Consider the following 21,501-nt stretch of genomic DNA (forward strand, 5'->3'; position numbering starts at 1 on the left):
ATTATGGACTAGTCTAATTACTTGAACCATTGTCTCATATCTGTTTAAGGTTTTAAAGTTTTTTTACGTCAGAAAAGCCCCGCGCAAAATGCAAGAGGCTCTTCTTCTAATAGTCTTTCCCTCAGCCCTTAAGCTGAGCGACAAAATCACCGATTTGCTTAAGTCCTGCTTCACGTTTGTTTGGATCTTGCAGAAGCGGAATAGCTTCCTCAATCGTACGTACGATAGCGCTGCCTACGATCACGCCATCGCATTGCTTCTCGAAGCGTGATACCTGCTCGCGGTTTGAGATACCAAAACCAACCGCAATCGGCAAATCAGTCGCCTCACGAACCGTAGCAAGAAACTCATCAATGCCAGTATGAAAATCTGCTCTAACACCCGTTACGCCAAGCGATGAAACGCAATAAACGAAGCCTCTTGCTTTGCGCGATATGCGAGTAACGCGATCCTTCGAGGTTGGAGCCACCAGCGGGATGAGATGAACATCTGCTGCTTCCGCAAGCTGCCGCACTTCCTCATCCTCTTCGATCGGCAAATCAGGTATGATGAGACCGCTGATCCCTTTGCTTTGGACGAGCTCGAAGAAAGCCTTCAATCCAAACTGGAATACGGGATTATAGTAAGTAAACAATATAAAAGGAATGGTGACGCCGACTTCGCGAGCCCGCTCTGCAACGTGAATGCAGTCCTTTAATGTGATGCTGTTATGGAGCAAGGCGCGCTCGGATGCACGCTGAATAACAGGACCGTCTGCAAGCGGATCGGAATATGGAACGCCAAGCTCGATCATATCTGCGCCAGCTTTCTCCAGCGTTTGGATGATCGCGACGGACGTGTCCAGATCAGGGTCTCCCATCGTCAAAAAAGGAATAAGCGCCGTCTTGCCTTCTGCTTTCAAGCGTGCAAACGCCGTATCAATGTGATTCATGCTTCTCTACCCCCAGATAACCCATAATCGCCTCTACGTCCTTGTCGCCGCGGCCGGACAGGCTCACAACGACAACCTTGTCTTTATCAAGCGTTGGAGCAAGCTTAATCGTCTGAGCAATGGCGTGCGCAGATTCAAGAGCCGGAATAATGCCCTCGGTGCGTGACAGCAGTTGAAGCGCTTCGAGTGCCTCTGCATCGGTTATAGGCACATATTCGGCGCGTCCAGAATCTTTTAAGTAAGCATGCTCCGGTCCGATACCCGGATAATCAAGCCCAGCGGATATCGAATGTGCAGGCTGAACCTGTCCATGCTCGTCTTGCAGGACGTAGCTCATGGAGCCTTGGAATATGCCGTGACGTCCTTTAGTCATCGTTGCAGCGTGCTCAATCGTGTCGACACCGCGGCCTGCTGCTTCAACGCCAAGCAGCTTTACGCTGTCATCGTTAACGAAGGGATAGAAGATGCCCATCGCGTTGCTGCCGCCGCCTACTGCAGCTACAATGTAATCCGGCAATCTGCCTTCTTCAGTCAAAATCTGCTGACGAGCTTCATCCCCGATAATACGCTGGAAATCACGAACCATCATCGGATAAGGATGGGGACCTGTAACCGAGCCTAAAATATAATACGTATCGTCAACGTGACTAACCCAGTAGCGAAGCGTTTCATTGCAAGCATCCTTAAGCGTTCTTGTACCGGATAATACGGGTACTACCTCGGAGCCGAGAAGCTGCATGCGGAACACGTTGAGCTGCTGACGCTTCATGTCCTCCTCGCCCATAAAAACTTTGCATTCAAGGCCAAGCAAAGCAGCGATTGTAGCAGATGCTACACCATGCTGTCCAGCGCCGGTCTCTGCAATAATTTTAGGCTTGCCCATGCGTTTTGCAAGGACACCTTGTCCAATCGTATTGTTGATTTTATGTGCGCCCGTATGGTTCAGGTCTTCACGTTTTAAGTATATTTTGGCTCCGCCAAGATGCTCGGTTAGACGCTCTGCATAATACAGCGAAGTTGGTCTTCCCGAATATTTGTGCAATAAATAACGAACCTCGTCCTGAAAGGCTTGGTCCTTCGAATAATGAGCATAAGCTTCCTCCAGCTCAAGCAATGCTGTCATTAATGTTTCCGGTACATATCTTCCGCCAAAAGCTCCAAAGCGTCCATTTTTATCTGGTACATGTGTCATGCTTCCATCACCCTTCTTACAAATAATCGGATCTTGTCGATATCCTTGCGACCATCCGTCTCTACTCCGCTTGAAACATCAATTCCGCCAGGAGCGTAGGTTCTAAGCAGCTCCTGCACATTGCCCTCATGCAATCCGCCTGCTACATAAAGCGTTAAGCCAAGCTCTTCCGCTGCTTTATTATAGTCTTCTATCGCTTCCCAGTTGAACGTTTGGCCTGTTCCACCGCCTGGAGCATCAATAAGCGCCGCATCGACAGCTCCTTTGTAGGGTGATAAACGCTCTATCGCAGAATCAAGCTCATTTCCATCAGCATCCTGCTTTACGGAAAACACTTTCCATACTTGCACCTTCAGCTTATCGCGTACCGCCTTGCAAAACTCAGCCGATTCACTGCCGTGCAGCTGAACGACGTCAAGCGGAGCTTCTGCTATAATCTCTTGCAGATTCTCGAGCGTTTCATTGACGAACACGCCTACCGTCCTCGGGCGTACCCCGCCTGCAGCCTGCAAAGCAGCAACGGCTTCAATAAGCTGCGCTGCAGTCGCCTTATCTACCTGCCGCTTGCTCGGGGCAAACACGAAGCCGATTTCGTGAATGGGCAAGCCATCCATTGCTTCGATGGTTTGGACATCCTTTAGTCCGCATATCTTAATACGCGGCTGCAGCTTCATCGCGCCCCCACTGCGCCCATCAGGTCGTCTACTGCTTGGCCCACATTCTCATGGCGCATAAAATGCTCGCCAATCAGTACGCCGTGCGCGCCTATTGATTGCAGATAGTCCATATCGGATTTGCCGGCAATGCCGCTTTCGCTGATTACGGTCACATTTTTGGGTATATGTCCTATAAGCGACTCGGTAGTTTTCAAATCGGTAACGAATGATTTCAAGTCACGATTATTGATGCCGATCAGCGTAGCCTTATTAAGCGCAAGAACGCCTTCAAGCTCCTCAAGGTTATGAACCTCTACGAGCACATCCATTCCGATAGACTTAGCAAGATCATGAAACTCGCCAAGCTGTGCAGGCGTCAATATGGCAGCGATGAGCAAAATCGCATCGGCGCCGATCAAGCGTGCCTCATAAATTTGACGGTGATCGATCGTAAAATCCTTGCGCAAAAGAGGAGCCTTAACTGTCTCGCGTACGGCGCTCAAAAATTCATTCGATCCTTGGAAATAGTCACGGTCAGTCAATACAGAAATGCAATCGGCTCCAGCGGCCTCATAGGCTGCAGCAAGCGTAGTCGGCTCAAAATCGCTGCGGATCAAGCCTTTGGACGGCGATGCCTTCTTAACCTCCGCGATAAGACCCATGCTTCTGTTGCGGCCAGCGTCCGACAGTGCAAGCTCAAATCCCTTACAAGCTGCCATAGCTGCAATTTGCTTCTCAACCTCTGCCAGCTCAAAGCGAGCAGCGAGCTCTTCAACCTCTGCCCTTTTTGTTGCTACAATTTTATCTAGAAACATGTGCCAACTCTCCTGTCGTTTGAATAAGACGAACAAGCTTTTGCTGCGCCTCTCCAGAATCGATTACTTTGGCTGCTATCGTTACACCCTCGCTGAGCGAAGCTGCCAGCCCGCCTACATAGATGCAAGCACCCGCATTCGCGAGTACGATATCTCGATAAGCTCCTTGCTGTTCACCGGAGAAGATCGCACGAATCAGTGCTGCGTTCACTTCCGGTTCACCGCCCATCACGTCCGCGATCGGCCAGCGGTCAAGTCCCAGCTCTTCAGGCGTAATATCATAAGTGTGTACCTTGCCATTTAACAATTCTGAAATTTGCGTTGGAGCAGAAATACTTATTTCGTCGAGTCCGTCATGGCTGCTCACGACCAGCGCCCGCTTCAATCCGAGCTCCCTAAGCACCTCAGCTACGGTCGAGGTTCGGGCGCGGTCGTACAAGCCTAGAAGCTGTCTGTCTGCTCCTGCAGGATTTGTAAGCGGCCCAAGCATATTAAAAATAGTCCGAATGCCAAGCTCGCGGCGAGGGACGGCCGCATGGCGAAGCGATGGATGGTACAGCTGCGCGAACATAAAGCAAATTCCGATGTCATTCAAGCATTGCGCTGCTTGCTCCGGTGAGATCGTGATTTGAACGCCAAGCGCTTCCAGCACATCGGCACTGCCTGTTTTGCCCGACATGGCGCGATTGCCATGCTTGGCTACTCGAATGCCTGCTGCTGCTGCGATGATGGAGGATGCCGTAGAGATATTGAATTTATGAATACCCGATCCGCCGGTTCCGCATGTATCGAGCAATCCCTCCTGCTCCGTATGGAGATGGCTTGAATGTGTACGCATCGCCTCAGCGAATCCAGTTATTTCATCCTTTGTCTCGCCCTTCATTCGCATTGCGGTTACGACGCCGGCAATTTGAGCTTCTGTCGCTTCCCCGCTCATGATGATGTTCATGACCGCATTTGCTTGCTCTCTTGTGAGATCCGATCCGCCAATTAGCTGACTAAGCGCACGCTGCATCGTTATCGCTTCAATCGCTTGCATTATTGACCAAGCCCCTCTCCGGCCTTGACGTAATAATCCATATTAATGGAATTGAAACTTTCCTGCGGGCTCTTAGGCTGTCCGAAAATCGCTTCCGCCGCACGGATCGCTTTAAGCATCCCTTTGGCTTTGTTCACCGTCTCCAAATATTCGCTCTCCGGCACAGAATCCCAAACGATGCCCGCTCCAGCCTGTACATAAGCTTTGCCGTGTTTGAAAATAATCGTCCGAATCGTAATGCAAGTATCCATCGATCCACCGAAGCCTAAGTATCCGATTGCTCCCGCATACGCGCCGCGCGCTTCATTTTCCAGCTCCGCTATAATTTCCATCGCTCTGAGCTTCGGTGCGCCCGAGACGGTGCCGGCAGGCAGACAGGATACAAATGCATCAAAGAAGTCCTTGTCCTGATGGAGCTTGCCTGAAACGTTGGAAACGATATGCATAACATGCGAGTATCTTTCAATTTCCATAAACGAATCGCATTTAACGGTACCAAACTCCGATACGCGTCCTATATCATTACGGCCGAGGTCCACAAGCATCAAATGCTCTGCGCGCTCCTTCTCATCTGCAAGCAGCTCGAGCTCTAACGCTTTATCCTCTTCCGGGGTTTTGCCGCGAGGCCTTGTTCCAGCAATTGGCCGAGTCTCCACGCGATCGCCGTTAACCTTCACTAGCGCTTCAGGCGACGTGCCCACGATAACCTCTTCGCCCATTTTTAAATAATACATATAAGGTGATGGATTCATCGTGCGCAGCACTCGGTACACATGAAGCGGATCAATATCGGTATCGATGCTGAAGCGCTGGGACAGCACCACCTGGAAGATGTCGCCGGCACGAATATACTGCTTCGCCTGATCGATATTCGAGATGAACTGCTCCTTCGTTACATTCGATTGAATATCTCCAAGCTCTTGATCAAACGAGATGGATCCGCCTGCCGTTACTGGAATCGTTACAGGCTGCTGCAATCGCTCGATCGTCGCTTCAATTTTGGCAACTGTCGCTTCGTAGCTTCGTGCAATTTCTGCATCGGTTGCACCGTCAGCAATATGAACGTTGCCGACAATTTGCAGCTGCTGCTTAAAATGGTCAAATACGATAATTTGATCACAGAACATAAATTGCATGTCATTCATCTTCAAGTCGTCGATACGGTGTGCAGGAAGCTTCTCATAATATTGCAGCAAATCGTATCCGAAAAACCCGATTGCACCGCCTGTGAAGGGCGGAACCTCTGGAAGCGACGGACTGCGGAAGGAACGCAAATGAGCTTTGAGCAGCTCTATCGGCTTATCGTTAAGCACATGCTTCTCGCCTCTGTGCTCCAGCACCATCTCGCCATTTTTACCATAAAGCATCATAAAAGGATCTGTTCCGATGAACGAATATCTCGCCCATTTCGCGCCGCCCTCCACGCTCTCCAGCAGAAAGGCATGATCCTCCTTCGCAAAATGCTGAAACAGCCGGATTGGTGTTTCCGTGTCAGCCATCATGTGACGAACGATCGGAATTAAATTGTATTGACTGGCAAGACGCGTTACTTGCTGAAGCTCATCTGACATCCGCACAACCCCCTGTTTTATAGATATAGCCATTAATGTGCACAAAAAAAAGCTCCTGCATGAGCAGGAGCGTTGGTTTAGATGATGACGGAAGTGTGTAAGCGGAAAAAGATACAATTGTAGGTACGGCGAAACAGCACTTTTACAATTCTATGCGCCTATGCGCAAAGAACCATTCAGCTCTTTCCATCTTTCCGTACAAATAACTGCTCTACTCTGCTTCTCTCAACTAGTCTATACTCATCTCAACTAAACTCATTACTCAGCTCTGCTACTCTCACTTACGTTACTAAATATACAACAACGAACGGCCGTACGTCAACACAGAGATTTAATTGAATATGGGCATATGAGACCTTAAGCATTGGACAAGTCAGGACGAAGCGCTTTCGCGCCGCTTAAATAAACATGACGAATTTCCGCTTGTGTTTTGTCCGTGTTAATCAGTACCATCAGTCTGATGCAGCGCTCCAGACTGCCTTTAACCGGCACCTCCAGCGCGCACATAAGGGGCACGAGCTCCCAGCCGTTCATTTGACGAATCGCACGAGCCGGAAACGTCTCGTCAAGATCGCTTGTAACCGTCACGAAAACACTGCAAATATCGTCCGGCACGATCTCATTGTCAGCTACAATCGCATTCAACATCTCAATCGTCGCTGTCAAAATCGGCTGCTCTTCGTTTGCATCTACCGTAATCGCACCGCGAATTCCTCTTACACTCATTACAGCTCCGCCTCCTGTTTTAATTGCTCCACAATTTCTCGTACCCATTCCACGGGAACATTGGGTTTTATTTCGACAACGCCGATTGCAGTTGGCACTACAAAAACCATCGTACCCTCCGTGAATTTCTTATCATGCATCATCGCTTCCATAATCTTGTCTACGTCAATGTGCTCCGGTAAACGTACAGGCAGCCCGCATTTCGCAAGAACCCTCTTCGTTGCAGCATATACCTCTTCCGGAGCGCCATAGCGGAGGCCAAGCTTAGCTGAGCCAATCATTCCGATTGATATCGCTTCGCCATGCGTGAACTCGCCATAACCGGCAACCGCTTCGATCGCATGCCCAATCGTATGGCCTAAATTCAAGATCGCTCGCAGATCGTTTTCCCTCTCGTCCTTCGAAACGACAGCCGCCTTCACGCTGCAGCCTTTGTAAAGCCCATAGCCAAGCGCCTCTGGATCAAGCGCCAACAGCTTCTCCGCATTCTCCTCGCACCAAACTGCAAATGCTTCATCCCATATGAGTCCATGCTTAACCATCTCTGAAAGCCCGCCGCTTACATCTCTAGGTGGCAGCGTTTGGAGCGTATGCAAATCATATAAGACAAGCTCAGGCTGATGGAAAGCTCCGATAATATTTTTGGCAAGCGGATGATTAACAGCGACTTTGCCGCCCACGCTGCTGTCATGCGCCAGTATCGTAGTTGGAACCTGTACGAATTTTATGCCTCGCATGTACGATGCTGCTGCAAATCCGGCAAGGTCGCCAACAACGCCTCCGCCAAGAGCAACGATCGCCGATTTACGGTCCAGTCCTTCCTCCAATGCTTTGGTAACAAGCGACTCCAGCATCGTTAGCGATTTCGAGCTCTCCCCTGCGGGAACGACGATGCTCGATGTCTGGAAGCCTGCGCTTCTTAGCTCCGATTCAAGCGTATGCAAATGAAGATCGGCTACATGGCTATCCGTAATGATCAAGAGAGGAGATTTCTTGCTTATTCCATGCTTGACGAAATAGGAGGAAGCCTCCTTCAGAAGGCCTTCCCCGATATAAATAGGATAAGAGCGGTCACCTAATTCGACTGTAAGCTCACGCATCCTTAGTACCGGCCTAGCTGTTCAAGGTAATTGTTCAAGTTAGCGCGAATTTCCTCGATCGAATCGCCGCCGAACTTCTCAAGAAACGCTTTGGCAACTTCCCATGCGACAACATGCTCCATTACGACGCTGGCAGCAGGCACCGCACAGCTGTCTGAACGCTCAACCTGAGCGGTAAACGGTTCCTTCGTATCGATATCTACACTTCGAAGCGGCTTATAAAGCGTCGGAATCGGCTTCATTACGCCTCGAACGACAATTTGCTCGCCATTGGTCATACCGCCCTCAAAGCCGCCTAAACGATTCGTTGCCCGATGATAGCCGCGTTCAGCCTCATACATAATCTCATCATGCACCTGCGAGCCGCGGAGCTTAGCTGCTTCAAAGCCGATGCCGATCTCGCAGCCTTTGAATGCATTGATGGACACGACCGCCTGCGCAATCCGTCCATCCAGCTTGCGGTCCCACTGAACGTGGCTGCCAAGTCCGATCGGCACGCCCTCGATGATGCATTCCACGATCCCGCCGATGGAATCGCCCTCTGCTTTAATTTGATCGATATAATCTGTCATCTTCTGCTCGGTTTCCTTGTCTACGACACGAACGGAAGACTCCTCGGTCAATCGGATCAATTCATCAACTGGCAGCTGATTGGCAGGTGCTTCAATCTCGCCGATGCGAATAACTTGCCCAGCTACTTTAATGCCGAACTCCGCCAGCAATTGACGCGCAACTGCACCAACAGCTACACGCGCGGCCGTCTCGCGGGCGCTTGAGCGCTCCAATACATTGCGCAAATCCTTCAGATCATATTTCAAGCCGCCGTTCAGATCCGCATGACCTGGACGCGGGCGATGGACGCGGCGCTTCTCCTCATCGCTGCCTTCAATTGGCTCAATATTCATAACGGAAGTCCAATGCTTCCAGTCATTGTTCGCAACGATAAGCGCTACCGGAGCGCCAGTCGTTCTGCCGTGACGCACGCCGCCGACAATGTCAGCGGTGTCTTTCTCGATTTGCATCCGGCGTCCACGACCGTGACCCTTCTGGCGGCGGTGCAGCTGGAAATTCAGTTCCTCAAAATCAATAGTCAAATTACTTGGCAAACCTTCAATTATAGCGGTTAATTGGGGGCCATGTGTCTCGCCCGCTGTCAAATATCTTAAACTCAAGCAAAGCTCCTCCTTCTGGGGCAAGCCTATAAGCGGCCTGCTATGCTTTACAGCACTAAACATCTTTGCTCATTATAGTACAGCCCTACCGGTTTGACAAGAATTTGAACCCCGCGGATGTTGGATCCGCAACATAAAAACAGGCTGCAGCAATTGTCCTCATGAAAGACAATTCCTACAGCCTGTTCTGCATGCCGCCTGTTAACTATTAACTGATTTTTTCTCGAGCAGCGACGCACTATCATTCGTTAGCATCGGGTCTATAACGAGCCTTGCCATTTGTCCACTGTCTACTCCAATAATTTGCGCGCATTCTTGAATCGAAATAAAACCACGCTTGTAGGCGGCAATTACCTTACGCTTATCCATCTGTTGCTTCATCCTCCAAGTCGTACACATTACCATTAGTATAGGAGAAGATAGAAAACGGTATACATTCCGTTTAGACTTTGCGGTAAAAAAAGGTATCTGCAGTCTCAAAGCTGTATTGGGCTGGCGAGAAAATCTGCTCCGTGCTTCCAACAAAAAGCAATCCGCCAGTCTTTAGCGCCTTAGAAAATTTGTGATACAGCAAATGCTTGGCTTCTTCCGTAAAATAAATCATAACATTTCGGCATACGATTAAGTCAAATGAGCTGTCGAATGTATCATGTAGCAAATTTTGCTGCTTGAATTGTATAAATTGCTTTAATGTGTCCGAGATGAGATAAGCGCCGTCCTCTTGCTTAAAATATTTTCCCCGGCATGCCGGCGGAACGTCGCGCAGCGAGCGCTCCAAGTAACTGCCTTCCATTGCCTTCTGCAGCACATTTGAATCCAAATCCGTCGCGAGGAGCGAGGACCGCTGAAGTGCGCCAAGCTCCGATAAAATCATAGCTAGCGTATAAGGCTCTTCTCCAGTCGAGCAGGCTGCGCTCCACACTTTAAGGCGATTTGAGGCACTCAGCATCTCTGGAAAAAATCGTTTTTGCAGAACCTCCCACCTTGATGGGTTTCTCCAAAATTCGGATACATTGATTGTCATGCGATCCAAAAACTCATTCAGCATGCTGCGATTTTGCTCGATCGCTTTCCAATACTCCTCGAACGTTTGAAAACCGTGCTTCATTCGCAGTGTAATCAGCCTGCGCTTCATTTGGGCTTCCTTGTACTGCGACAAATCGATGTCGGTCTTTTGCTTTATCCGAGCTATAAACTGTGCAAAATCACGATCCTCAAGCATAGGTGCCTCCATCGTTAGGTGGTTAAATTAAACCCACCGTTGAATAGTATGTTCATAATTAACTAGCTCGGATGGCGAGAAGTATAGGCCGATCTCTCTTTCAGCGTTTGCTGCTGAATCCGAGCCATGAATCAAATTAAAATTCGTATGTACAGCAAAGTCTGAACGGATCGTACCTGGAAAGGCTTCGAGAGCATCGGTTTTGCCAATTAGCGCACGAGTGAGCGCGATAACGTTATCGCCTTGCCATACCATAGCAAATACTGGACCGGATGCAATGAATTCAAGAAGCGGCTCATAAAACACCTTGCCCTTATGCTCTTCATAGTGACGCTCCGCAAGCTCCTGATTGATCATCATAAATTTGGCTGCTGACAGCTGCAGTCCCTTTCTTTCAAACCTTGAGATGATTTCACCAATCAAGCCCCGTTGAACGCCATCCGGTTTAATCATTAGAAAAGTTCTTTCCATCTACATCCATTCCTTTCGAATTCGCATAATTAATAATTACGTTTGCCAATAAAGTGAGCGAGATCGATCAAGTTCTTTTTCGCTGCAACATTCGGTAAACCCTCTAATGCTTGTAGAGCTTTTTTAATATACCTATTTGCGAGCTGATCTGCAAGCTCTCCGCCATCGCTTTTCCGAATTAATTCAATGGCACGCCCCGCGTCCTTTTTGCCCCCATGCTCTCTGATGATTGCGATTTCCCTTAACAGAGGATCACGTATGCTAGTGTCCTGCAGAGCAAGCAGCACTGGAAGCGTAATGTTGCCTTGACGCATATCAGAGCCAGGCGGCTTTCCGATTTGCTTCTCGGTACCATAAAGATCAAGCAAATCGTCGCCAATCTGAAAAGCCATGCCAACATTATAGCCGTATCGGTACAAACGATTCGAGGTCTGGCTATCGGCGCTTGCGGCTACTGCCCCAAGCTGACAGCTGATTGCGATCAGCAAAGCCGTTTTGCGTCTTATACGAAGCAAATAGTTCCGAATCGTTTGCTCGGTATTAAAGAAATCGCGAATTTGCTCCATTTCACCGATACACATCTGTACGAGCGCATTTGACAAAATTTGATGAATCTGTGGATCGGGCAGCTGGGCTGCAATCGTTAATGCTTTGCCGTGAATGAAATCACCCGTGTACATCGCAATGCGATTGTCCCACTTGGATTTGACGGTTAGCTGACCGCGCCTAGTTTCCGCATCGTCAATGACATCATCGTGTACGAGTGAAGCCATATGTATAAGTTCAAGAGGTACTGCAACCCGCTTCATCACATCAAGTCGATAATCGCCAAACTTGCCGGCAAGCAGGACGAAAACGGGTCTGATCCGTTTCCCTCCAGCTTTGAGCAAGTGCAAAGAAGCCTCACCGAGCAGCAAGTGGTCATCTGACACGCTCCGCTCGAGCTCCTGCTCGATCTGATTTAGGTCGCCTTTCATCTTTGCATACAAGTCTAGTAGTTTCATTCTTTCACCTATTGGGCAGATTGGTCTTCAAAAAAAGTAAGCTCCACGTCATTCGACAGCAATCCTAACTGCTTTGAATAATCGAAATATAACTTAAGTCCTTCTTGCAGCTTGCTCCCAAAATCATATTGAAGCGAATGAAAGTACATCTCCCAGTATGTCGATACTCCCCCAAGCTGTGAACAGGCTTGTTCAATTAGTGGATCAAGATGAGCCTTATTATATTGTTTGCTCGCAATTAACGTCTTATATACAGCCTGAACGGCTTCTGGTGCTGATAAAGCTGCTTCCTTGCGTGCCGCAACTACGGCATAAGTCATTCCTAGTCCCGTCCACTCATTCCACAATTGCCCCAAGTCAATGACATGAAGCCCGTGTTCTCGCCAAGAGGCTTGGATAGCCTGGTCGCCAATAATAAGCGCGCCATCGGCTGTTTCCAGCATACGATCAAGCTCGGGTGCTGCGGTAAAATAAGTTGGATTGCACTCAAAATGCAAAGCCATCATGATTTTCAACAAATTGACTGAAGTAGCCGAAGTGGTCGTTACGGCAATTCGTTCAGGCCGTTTGCGCTCAATTGGCTCCTTCAAGAACAAAAGGATCGAGTTTACCGCTCCAACAGAGCCTACCGATAATTCCGGCAAAAGTACATAGTCATTCGCGTTTTGTCCATAAGAGAAGGACGATATTGCCGATATATCCAGTTCACCAACCTGAAGCATTCGGTTTAACTCAGAAGGTACGCGCTTTATCACTTCAAAGCTATCCCGATCAGCTCGTTCCTCGAACTGATGGAATAGCGGCCAAGCATTTGCGTAATCAATTCTTCCAATGGTGATTGGGCGATTACTCATGCCCATTATGCTCATCTCCCCATCTTCTGTACAAATCATGGTCGATTGCCATATTATCAAGCACCTTGCCGACCAAAAAATCAATCATTTCATCCATTGACTGCGGTTTGTAATAAAAAGCCGGCATTGCCGGAATCATTCGAACGCCAAGGCGCGCAAGCGTCAGCATGTTCTCAAGATGAATCGCGTGAAGCGGCGTTTCTCTAGGTACGATTAACAGCTTCCGATTCTCCTTTATCATCACATCCGCTGCTCGAGTCATCAAATCATCGGAAATGCCGTGCGAGATTGAGGCAAGCGTCCCCATCGAGCACGGCACAATAACCATTCCTTGTACGCGGTAAGAGCCGCTTGCAATGCTTGCGCCGATATCCGCATTCGGATGGAACACAAGCCTGTTAGTCGAAATAGCATCGCCAAAGCGTGCCTCTAGAGCCGCTGAGCGACGCGTTGTCTCCCAGCCAAGCTCTTCCTTCAGCACCCTCCAGCCTGCTTCTGTAACGACTAGATGAACCTCATAATCCATTTGAAGCAGCACCTCGATAAGCCTAATGCCATAAATCGAGCCGCTAGCTCCTGTGATGCCGACCACCCATCGATTCGTCCAATTCGATGGGCTGACAGCCAAGCTTCCTTCTACCATTCGTGAATGACCAACAAATCAACGATTGTAAATAAGAACAGCACGACACTCAGTGTGCCATTCATGCCAAAAAACGCGGTTTGGACACGTGACAGATCGTTTGGACGTACGAGCCAGTGCTGGTAGAACAATAAGGAAATCGATATTAACGTCCCAAGCAGATACATCCAGCTTAAGTCCGTGAGCCAGAACAATATAACAAAGCCGATTGCCGTCACGATATGCAGGGCACGCGCAATCCAAAGGGCGCCTGCGATGCCAAAGCGAGCCGGGATGGAATGCAAGCCGACATTTCGGTCATACTCGAAATCTTGCGTAGCGTAGATGATGTCAAAGCCAGCGATCCATAAAGCTACCGTTATATACAAAATCCATGCAGCCGGATCAAAGCCGCCGGTAATCGCAACCCAGCCGCCAAGCGGAGACAGTGCAATCGTAAAGCCAAGGAAAATATGGCATAACCATGTAAAGCGCTTCGTGTAAGAATATAGGACAAGCATGACTACGGCAATCGGCATTAATTTAAGCGAAATAGGCTCCAAATTCGCGGTTGCTATGAAGAGAAGAACGAATGAAACGATAATAAACAGTAAAACCTCAGCTGATTTTAGCAATCCAGCCGGCAGCGCCCGCTTCTCTGTTCTCGGGTTGCTCAGGTCAATCGCCTTATCGATAAGCCGGTTGAGGCTCATTGCCGCGCTGCGAGCGCCGAACATCGCAAGCGTAACCCATCCGATCTCGCTCCAAGAAGGCAAACGCTGCTCCATCATCACCGCTCCCAGAATTGACCCCATAAAGGCGAAGGGCAGTGCAAAGATGGTGTGCTCAAACTTAATCATTTCTAAAATAATACGTAATTTGCGAATCATTGCTATTTCTTCTCCTTTGTCCCCATATGCAGCGCAGCTACTCCGCCGGTCAGAGGATATGCCTTCACCTGATCAAGACCCGCATCTTCAAACAGCTCAGCAAGCTGCTGCCGACCGGGGAACATTTTAAGCGACTCCGGAAGCCATTTGTATTCTTGAAAGCTCTTCGCTACAAGCTTGCCCATTTGCGGCAAAATACGCTCGAAATATAAGTTGTACATCGCTTTAAACGGCTGCCAGGTAGGCTTGGATACCTCTAAGCATACGACAAGGCCGCCAGGCTTCACGACACGCTGCATTTCCTTAAGAACCTGCAAATAGTCGGGCACATTGCGAAGGCCGAAGCCGATCGTTACGAAATCGAAGGAGCTGTCCGCGAAGGGCAGGCTCATCGCATTGCCTTGGACTAATTTAATTTGCTTATTCAAGCCAAGCTTTTCAATTTTGAGGGCACCGACATCGAGCATGTTTTGGCTAAAATCAAGGCCAACAATTTCCCCGGTGCCGCTGGCGTCCGCCAGCGCGATCGTCCAATCACAGGTGCCGCAGCATAAATCCAGCGCAGTTTGCCCAGGTAATACGTTCATTTTCTTCATCGTAAATTTCCGCCAAGCTTTGTGCCTGCGAAAGCTGATCAGATCGTTCATCAAATCGTATTTTGGAGCTATCTTCTCAAATACGCCATGTACATGGCTTTTAGAATTCGTATCCATCCCTCAAGTCACCTCGTCTCGTTGAGTGCAGGCGTGTAACCGGGCATTTCGTTTAACAGAGCATCGACGATAGATGTCAATTCACCGAGCAACTTGTCCGATTCCAGCTTCCCAGCCAAAGCCTTTACGGCATCAGCCGACTGCTTCAGCTTAGTCATAAGCTTGCTGCGCACCTTATATTTTTCTGTCAAGCTCTGAACGAATGCAGGCTCCTGCATGCGCTGGGAGAGCTGCTGCCGTTCATCGTCGGTTCCCTCCTGCATGAGATGCCAGTAGGCCCAGCTCTTATCGAACCGAGCCGAACCTTCACTGCGTGCTATCTCATCCCGTACAACCTCGCAGCGGCTGATGCCCATCAAAATTTCTGACCAGGCCTTTGCGAGGGTCCCTTCCAGCACGTCAGTAAAAATGTAAAACAATGTGCTTCTAATCTGCACCGTGCTGCTCAATAATTCTTCTGCGGTCATTTTGAGCTGCCTCATCCGAACGTATAAATTCACTTTCAGTCTGTTAACCTCGGAAACCGCGCTGCTGATTTTGGATATCATATCAATTTGGCCGGCTTGCGAGAGCAATTGATAAAAAGTCGCGCTAAAGTAATCCCCTGCCAGCACCTTGAGCTGTCTTGACCGCATCTCCGGCTCAGTACGCTGCTCTACATCCGTATCGATTAAATCATGCGTATCCATTCCTAACTGAACCAGAGATATGACTAGTGTATAGAGCTCGCTGTTTGGCCTCAAGGACTGCTGCTCGTTTAGGAAAGCATGAAGCATTCGCAATCTTGCGTCCGATAAGTCAGGCAGCGCCGTATGCGCTTTAATCATGTCATAATCTACATACTTTTGAGCTATTTCAGGTATACGGTACGTTTTCATGGGGTAAGCCTCCGAACAGAGAAGCGCAAATCGCCGCTCAATAATCTAAACTATTATAGCACAACTTTTTCTAAAGAGCATACGATTCAACCTGCTTGTTCAACAAATTGCAACATCCATGCCATCTAATCTTGCGAAATAGACGAAGGCTTTACTGTAAAACCAGATACTGGTCCAAACCGATCTTCCCAAGCCGAGGTAAAGCTTACCCTTAGTCTTTTTCGCCATAGCTCGTCATGGATGGGATCAGCCTGAGCAAGCCCATCCATCTCGTGGATGAGCCATTCATCCGTCTTCCTCACATCGACAGCAGCAAGCAGAGCTTCGCCATCTTGCCTATCCTCAACCATTCGGATGAGCACCCGCTTCACATTTTCAAGCTGCAGGAACGATACGCGCACCAGCTTCTCTACATCTGCAAACCAGACGGTTGGCCTCCCCTTGCTTGTAATGATGCGCATGTCAACGGACAATATCCCGTTGCTCCACTCGGCCTTATTCATTCGTTCATTTAGCTGAGCAGCAATTAGTACATCCACTAAGTTGCTGTTTGTAAGCCGAACGGCCGGCGTTGTTCGAAACACGGCTATCTCATGGCCATCTGCTGAACGCTTCGATGCCAGATGAGGCAGCCAGGTCAATATTAATGTGACAGCTAGAGCAGTCACGCATGCGGTTAAGAGTGGTTTTCCGATTTTCACCCTGCACCTCCAAATAGTAGCCCATCCACAGAAAAGAGACTCATACTTCATTGTACGAGCGTTTGTGTATGTTTATTCGGAACGCAACAGGCAAAAAAAAAGCAGGCTTAGCCTGCCTTGCACGTTTGCTGCTACTGATCGGTTTCCATCGTCCCGTATTTCGTCATGACGACCGCTTTACCCCGTATTTTAATAGCTGAAGTATGATCAGTAAATTGGCAAATCAAGATTTCGTTTTTGTCCAATTTTTCCGTATGATGAAATTTTGTGTCCAGTCCGCGTGTTAAACCGATGACTTGAACGCCTTGGTCCTTTGCTTTTATAACAATATACTCGCTTTGTGTAGGCTCCACCATTATCCCTCCGCTTCCGAAATTCCAACTATCCATGTGAATTATAGTGGAAGTACGACATTTGTGCAATCTCTTCCCGCCTGCGGAGCAGCAAAAGACGCCCGAACGGTGGACCGTCCGAGCGTCTCATAATCAAAATATAACCATTTATAAGGTTGACCCTTATCTATTGCTTATATTTCGATGTGCAAATTGCCTTTGCCGCCGAAGTCCGTCAGCATCAGCCGTTTACGCTTTCCTATGCTTAATTGGATACGAGGTCCTTAAGTGATTTTCCTGGTTTAAAAGCAGGCGTTTTGCTAGCTGCAATCTCGATTGGATCTCCCGTTTGCGGGTTGCGGCCTTTACGGGCTTGACGCTCGCGAACTTCGAAGTTTCCAAATCCAACCAACTGCACTTTATCTCCGCTTTGCAAGGCATCGGAAATCGCATCAAAAACAGCATCAACCGCTTTTGTTGCATCTTTCTTCGAAAGATCAGTCAATTCAGCTACTTTGCTAATCAAATCTGTTTTGTTCATTGTTTCACCTCCTCCAAAGTGCTGTATAGCATCATTTTGTTATAAGCATATAAACTCTCATCTTATCCCTCTTATTAACGGAAATCTTCAAAAATATACCTTTTGACCGAACAAACCTATAGTAATACAGCCGTTTGCCAATTTCAAGTACTAACCGGCAATTCCTCCAAAACAAATAAGCCGCTCCCTGTTTGGCAGCGGCTTATTCGATATGCTAGATTCAATACTTACAGGATGATCGCAATCAACCCGCCTGAGCCCTCGTTGATAATGCGTCCAAGCGTCTCTTGGAGCTTGTAGCGCGCGTTGTCCGGCATCATCGCAATTTTCCCTTGAATGCCCTCTCGCACGATGGAATGAAGGGAGCGACCGAATATATCAGACTCCCAAATCTTGATTGGATCATTCTCGAAGTCTTGCATTAAGTATCTAACCAGCTCTTCGCTTTGCTTCTCCGTGCCGATTATCGGAGCAAATTCCGATTCCACATCGACGCGGATCATATGGATGGACGGTGCTGTAGCCTTCAGTCTGACCCCAAAGCGCGAGCCTTGGCGAATGAGTTCCGGCTCGTCGAGCGCCATTTCCGCAAGGGACGGTGCCGCGATGCCGTATCCGGTCGTTTTGACCATTTCCAGCGCCTCTGCAAAACGGTCATACTCTCTTTTGGCATGAGAGAAGTCCTGCATAAGCTGCAATAAATGGTCTTTGCCCCGAATTTCGACACCAACGACCTCCATAAGGATGCGGTCGTACAGCTCATCTGGAGCGTACAAGTCGATTTCTGCAACACCCTGCCCCATATTCATGCCGCTGAGTCCTGCCCGAGCAATGAAATCATATTCCATGAACTGGGTAACTACGCGATCGACGTCCCGCAGTCTTCGAATATCTTTAACCGTGTCGCGTACTGAGCTTTCATAGTTGCTGCGAAGCCAGTGATTGTCGTTCAGCACCATAACCCAGCTCGGCAAGTTGACATTCACCTCATGAACAGGGAACTCGTAGAGGACTTCCCGCAGAACGGAAATAACCTCCTCTTCCCCCATCGTCGCCACGCTTAGCGTCATAACTGGAATATCGTATTTCGCCTGAAGCTCGCTGCGCAATTGAAGCGCTTCTTCACTCTTAGGGCGAGTGGAGTTTATGACGAGCACAAATGGCTTGCCGACTTCCTTCAGCTCGTTGATGACACGCTCTTCAGCAACAACATAAGAGTTGCGCGGAATCTCAGCGATTGAGCCGTCTGTTGTGACTACAACACCGAGTGTAGAATGCTCTTGGATAACTTTACGCGTTCCAATCTCAGCCGCCTCTTGGAAAGGAATCGGCTCATCGAACCATGGAGTCGTAATCATGCGCGGACCGTTTTCGTCCTCATAGCCTTTCGCGCCTTCAACTGCATATCCTACGCAATCGACCAGTCTCACGTTTACCTCAAGTCCATCGGTAACCCTGAGCTGTACCGCTTGATTCGGAACGAATTTAGGCTCTGTTGTCATAATCGTCTTGCCTGCGGCACTTTGAGGAAGCTCGTCAATGGCTCTCACGCGGTCTGATTCGTTAGCGATGTTCGGAAGAACAACCGTCTCCATAAACCGTTTAATGAATGTTGATTTGCCCGTCCGGACAGCCCCGACAACCCCGAGGTAAATATCCCCGCCGGTTCTTTCGGCTATATCCTTGAAAATATCTACTTTCTCCACTGAATATCCCCTCCCAATTGATTTTTCCGGTTCGCCGCCATCCACCGGTCAATAGGGCAGGCCAGCGACGCAACTCGTACATGCTTTGTGGACTAGTAACATCTTATGTGCCGGCTTTCCGATTATGCCGATTCCTTCTGCGAAATCTTTTTTTGTTCGTCTGCGAGCTTCCCTTCCAAGATTGAAATATATGAGAATAAGAGCATATCTATGACCCCAATAGGCAAAAAAAAACCTCTCCAAGACGAATAGTCAAGGAAAGGAAACATGAAAAGGATAGATTTATTCTGGCTTGTCCTACTGCTTCACGGCCTGGGGCTCATTGTTCACCAAATGATAGGACGGCGCTTTAACGGGAACAAAATCCGATCCATCGACCAGCAATTTCCGCAAATCAAAATTCGCATCGTAATCGAATTTGCCGCTTTTTTGCACGAATTGCATAATATCTATACCATAATCGGAGTAGACAACGCCATTTTCATCCACTAAGGCTTGAATGGTTTGACCTGAGAACACGCTGCGGATAACCGGCGCTTCCTTCTTCATCGCCTTGTAATCGAGCTGATAAAAGCCTGGATACATTTGCTCCCCCTTCGGAAGCACGCTATTCGTTTGAACATAGGCCGTAACCCAGCTCTGGATATCGTTGATCTTCTGGAAGGCTAAGATGTCAAGCAGCTTTACGCTTGGCTTCGTCTCTTCATCGATGACAAGGAAACTAAAGTTTCCGCCGTTCTCAAATGCTGCGGTTGGAATATCGGTTAAATAGCCTGTCCGGCCGAGTTTAGCGAAATCAACGTAAAACTTTTCGTATCTCGGCGTTTCTGCTGTACTGTTTTTGATCGGAAGCATACCCGTCTCCGCTTGATATTGATCAATCGCGGCCTGAACATTGCGAACAGCCTCTTTGGGTACGACTTGGTTTTGCTTGAGCTGGTCCTTCGGATAAAGGCATCCAGACAAAGAAAGCAGCATGATGAATAAAGCAACAAACGCCGCCGTTTGGCGTGTATGACGGCGCAGCCCCCTCTTATTAAAGCGATTCATATCTTTCCTCCTCACGTTACCATAAACGATCGTCTTCCTCCGCTTGCCGTGCGAGCTGTCTCGCAACCGCCGCGCGAAGGGGATCAAGCGGAATCTCCACATCAACCTTGCCTGCCACTCTCGCTTGACAGGACAGCCTGATATGATCGCCGTCCAAGCCAGAGAGCTTATGTTTCTCATTGTCTCCAATTGGCTGCAGCTCGCTTCCAGGCATCACAGTGACCTTGCACATGAAGCAGGCTGCTTTGCCCCCGCAGCGCGTGCGAATCGGTATATTGGCGCGTCTGGCGGCGTCTAGCAGCGTCGTACCTGGTTTAACCTTAATTTTACGGCCAGAAGGCCAGAACGTAACCTCACCGTCCATTACAAGCCACCAGCCTCTCGAACCGACATCAAATGATGCAGGCTCCGCTTCGCTTCTAAAGTTAATGCATTGCTTGCTTCAATGGCTTGAAGCGCAGCTTCATGTCTTGCTGGCGCCTCCGCAAAAGCTTGAATAATAAGCTCTACCCGGTCCAATCGGCTGCGGAGAAAATTAAACCAAAGCTCGTGCGCGAGAGGAGCGATAAATGCTGGATTTGCCCGTTCAATCCATTGTATTTGCTCGGCATGCGGAATAAGCAGCTCGCGAACCATAGTCTCATAATGATTGCCGCGAGCATGCACATGAAATCCTCCGACCAGCTCAACTTGAACGTCATGTATGAGATAATGGCTCAAGTTAGAACGGTACATGTCCGTTATGCTTAACGTTGGCTCATCAATCGCAAAAGTCTTAAGCGATTCATATAGGGATGCAACATCCCGTTCATCGCAATAAATGTCCAAATCTCGCGGCTCTGCGGATAATGGAAGTCCTCGAAGCATTAAGCTTGCGCTCCCGCCGACAATCCATTTCGCCTTGCTTGATTCCGTGGCTTTCATGACGGCAGCCAGCGCCTTATGAATGCGATCATGTTCTGTCATCGCCGGCACATCCTTTTTATTCAAGCGTAATATTCCATTAAAAATAAGGCTTGTTAGCAGCTGCTATCTTTGCATCAGCCTGTTTGACAATCGCTTGGCAGCCGAGGCGATAGCCCTCTTCGAACTCCTCCGGCTCAAGCCGATCCCATTCCTCGTCCGTTATGCCTTCCAGCTGGTCTGCCCCTTCGGTTATCAAGCAGCGACAGCGGGCGCAGGTTCCCCGAGCGCATGAAAAGCTCCAATCGACGTTATGCTTCAGCGCAAGATCAAGCAGCGACAAGCCTGCTTCCCCTTCTACTACTGCTGTTTTTGTCCGACCTTTTAACTCAATCATTATATGTCAAAGTCT

The 21,501-nt window shown here is 48.8% G+C and carries 26 protein-coding genes; all 26 read right to left on the reverse strand.

Going from position 1 to position 21,501, the window contains the following annotated elements; genetic code table 11:
• Positions 1-121: 121 nt before the first annotated feature.
• Positions 122-931, reverse strand: coding sequence for a tryptophan synthase subunit alpha (trpA, locus tag AC2TDN_RS03390; protein WP_484687018.1), 810 nt, complete (start codon positions 929-931; stop codon positions 122-124).
• Positions 918-2,123 carry a tryptophan synthase subunit beta gene (gene trpB / locus AC2TDN_RS03395; RefSeq protein ID WP_482067155.1) on the reverse strand — a complete coding sequence of 402 codons (1,206 nt, stop codon included), beginning with the start codon at positions 2,121-2,123 and terminating at the stop codon, positions 918-920. The genes trpA and trpB overlap by 14 nt, the downstream gene beginning before the upstream one ends.
• Complete coding sequence (locus AC2TDN_RS03400; RefSeq protein WP_484687019.1) at positions 2,120-2,797, reverse strand: phosphoribosylanthranilate isomerase; 678 nt, start codon at positions 2,795-2,797, stop codon at positions 2,120-2,122. Before AC2TDN_RS03400 ends, trpB begins: the two co-directional genes overlap by 4 nt.
• Complete coding sequence (gene trpC / locus AC2TDN_RS03405; RefSeq protein ID WP_484687020.1) at positions 2,794-3,594, reverse strand: indole-3-glycerol phosphate synthase TrpC; 801 nt, start codon at positions 3,592-3,594, stop codon at positions 2,794-2,796. Before trpC ends, AC2TDN_RS03400 begins: the two co-directional genes overlap by 4 nt.
• Positions 3,581-4,633 (reverse strand): anthranilate phosphoribosyltransferase, encoded by a 1,053-nt coding sequence (gene trpD / locus AC2TDN_RS03410; protein WP_484687021.1) that lies wholly within the window; start codon positions 4,631-4,633, stop codon positions 3,581-3,583. Before trpD ends, trpC begins: the two co-directional genes overlap by 14 nt.
• The gene (gene trpE / locus AC2TDN_RS03415; RefSeq protein WP_482067151.1) at positions 4,633-6,204 is read right to left on the reverse strand and encodes an anthranilate synthase component I; all 1,572 of its coding nucleotides are present in this window, start codon (positions 6,202-6,204) and stop codon (positions 4,633-4,635) included. The genes trpD and trpE overlap by 1 nt, the downstream gene beginning before the upstream one ends.
• 357 nt (positions 6,205-6,561) lie before the next feature.
• Entirely contained in the window at positions 6,562-6,930 is a 369-nt protein-coding gene (aroH, locus tag AC2TDN_RS03420) for a chorismate mutase (protein WP_484687022.1), read from the reverse strand.
• Positions 6,930-8,030 carry a 3-dehydroquinate synthase gene (gene aroB / locus AC2TDN_RS03425; RefSeq protein WP_484687023.1) on the reverse strand — a complete coding sequence of 367 codons (1,101 nt, stop codon included), beginning with the start codon at positions 8,028-8,030 and terminating at the stop codon, positions 6,930-6,932. Before aroB ends, aroH begins: the two co-directional genes overlap by 1 nt.
• A 2-nt stretch (positions 8,031-8,032) precedes the next feature.
• Positions 8,033-9,202, reverse strand: coding sequence for a chorismate synthase (aroC, locus tag AC2TDN_RS03430; RefSeq protein ID WP_484687024.1), 1,170 nt, complete (start codon positions 9,200-9,202; stop codon positions 8,033-8,035).
• Between the two features lie 201 nt (positions 9,203-9,403).
• Entirely contained in the window at positions 9,404-9,571 is a 168-nt protein-coding gene (locus AC2TDN_RS03435; RefSeq protein ID WP_482067147.1) for a hypothetical protein, read from the reverse strand.
• Between the two features lie 73 nt (positions 9,572-9,644).
• Positions 9,645-10,424, reverse strand: coding sequence for a CheR family methyltransferase (locus AC2TDN_RS03440; protein ID WP_482067146.1), 780 nt, complete (start codon positions 10,422-10,424; stop codon positions 9,645-9,647).
• A 27-nt stretch (positions 10,425-10,451) separates the two neighbouring features.
• On the reverse strand, positions 10,452-10,895 hold the full coding sequence (ndk, locus tag AC2TDN_RS03445; protein ID WP_484687025.1) for a nucleoside-diphosphate kinase: 444 nt from the start codon (positions 10,893-10,895) through the stop codon (positions 10,452-10,454).
• Between the two features lie 29 nt (positions 10,896-10,924).
• Complete coding sequence (locus AC2TDN_RS03450; protein WP_484687026.1) at positions 10,925-11,899, reverse strand: polyprenyl synthetase family protein; 975 nt, start codon at positions 11,897-11,899, stop codon at positions 10,925-10,927.
• Positions 11,900-11,907: 8 nt separating this feature from the next.
• A complete protein-coding gene (locus AC2TDN_RS03455) occupies positions 11,908-12,759 on the reverse strand; it encodes a menaquinone biosynthetic enzyme MqnA/MqnD family protein (protein WP_484687027.1) in 852 nt (283 codons plus the stop codon).
• Complete coding sequence (locus AC2TDN_RS03460) at positions 12,746-13,396, reverse strand: UbiX family flavin prenyltransferase (RefSeq protein ID WP_482067142.1); 651 nt, start codon at positions 13,394-13,396, stop codon at positions 12,746-12,748. The genes AC2TDN_RS03455 and AC2TDN_RS03460 overlap by 14 nt, the downstream gene beginning before the upstream one ends.
• The gene (locus AC2TDN_RS03465) at positions 13,390-14,265 is read right to left on the reverse strand and encodes a UbiA-like polyprenyltransferase (RefSeq protein WP_484687028.1); all 876 of its coding nucleotides are present in this window, start codon (positions 14,263-14,265) and stop codon (positions 13,390-13,392) included. The genes AC2TDN_RS03460 and AC2TDN_RS03465 overlap by 7 nt, the downstream gene beginning before the upstream one ends.
• A 2-nt stretch (positions 14,266-14,267) precedes the next feature.
• On the reverse strand, positions 14,268-14,978 hold the full coding sequence (locus tag AC2TDN_RS03470) for a demethylmenaquinone methyltransferase (protein ID WP_484687029.1): 711 nt from the start codon (positions 14,976-14,978) through the stop codon (positions 14,268-14,270).
• A gap of 8 nt (positions 14,979-14,986) precedes the next feature.
• Positions 14,987-15,856 (reverse strand): heptaprenyl diphosphate synthase component 1, encoded by an 870-nt coding sequence (locus AC2TDN_RS03475; RefSeq protein ID WP_484687030.1) that lies wholly within the window; start codon positions 15,854-15,856, stop codon positions 14,987-14,989.
• 125 nt (positions 15,857-15,981) lie between these two features.
• On the reverse strand, positions 15,982-16,557 hold the full coding sequence (locus AC2TDN_RS03480) for a hypothetical protein (RefSeq protein WP_484687031.1): 576 nt from the start codon (positions 16,555-16,557) through the stop codon (positions 15,982-15,984).
• Between the two features lie 131 nt (positions 16,558-16,688).
• On the reverse strand, positions 16,689-16,913 hold the full coding sequence (mtrB, locus tag AC2TDN_RS03485) for a trp RNA-binding attenuation protein MtrB (RefSeq protein WP_482067137.1): 225 nt from the start codon (positions 16,911-16,913) through the stop codon (positions 16,689-16,691).
• 241 nt (positions 16,914-17,154) lie between these two features.
• Positions 17,155-17,430, reverse strand: a complete 276-nt coding sequence (locus AC2TDN_RS03490) for an HU family DNA-binding protein (RefSeq protein WP_056627940.1) — start codon at positions 17,428-17,430, stop codon at positions 17,155-17,157.
• A gap of 227 nt (positions 17,431-17,657) precedes the next feature.
• Complete coding sequence (spoIVA, locus tag AC2TDN_RS03495) at positions 17,658-19,136, reverse strand: stage IV sporulation protein A (protein ID WP_169081824.1); 1,479 nt, start codon at positions 19,134-19,136, stop codon at positions 17,658-17,660.
• A gap of 297 nt (positions 19,137-19,433) precedes the next feature.
• Complete coding sequence (locus tag AC2TDN_RS03500) at positions 19,434-20,186, reverse strand: hypothetical protein (RefSeq protein ID WP_482067135.1); 753 nt, start codon at positions 20,184-20,186, stop codon at positions 19,434-19,436.
• Positions 20,187-20,202: 16 nt separating this feature from the next.
• Positions 20,203-20,550 (reverse strand): 2Fe-2S iron-sulfur cluster-binding protein, encoded by a 348-nt coding sequence (locus AC2TDN_RS03505; RefSeq protein WP_482067134.1) that lies wholly within the window; start codon positions 20,548-20,550, stop codon positions 20,203-20,205.
• Positions 20,550-21,152, reverse strand: a complete 603-nt coding sequence (locus AC2TDN_RS03510; protein WP_484687032.1) for a nucleotidyltransferase family protein — start codon at positions 21,150-21,152, stop codon at positions 20,550-20,552. Before AC2TDN_RS03510 ends, AC2TDN_RS03505 begins: the two co-directional genes overlap by 1 nt.
• Before the next feature lie 37 nt (positions 21,153-21,189).
• The gene (locus AC2TDN_RS03515; RefSeq protein WP_484687033.1) at positions 21,190-21,486 is read right to left on the reverse strand and encodes a 2Fe-2S iron-sulfur cluster-binding protein; all 297 of its coding nucleotides are present in this window, start codon (positions 21,484-21,486) and stop codon (positions 21,190-21,192) included.
• Between the last annotated feature and the right edge of the window lie 15 nt (positions 21,487-21,501).

The organism is Paenibacillus sp. Y660, assembly GCF_057221575.1.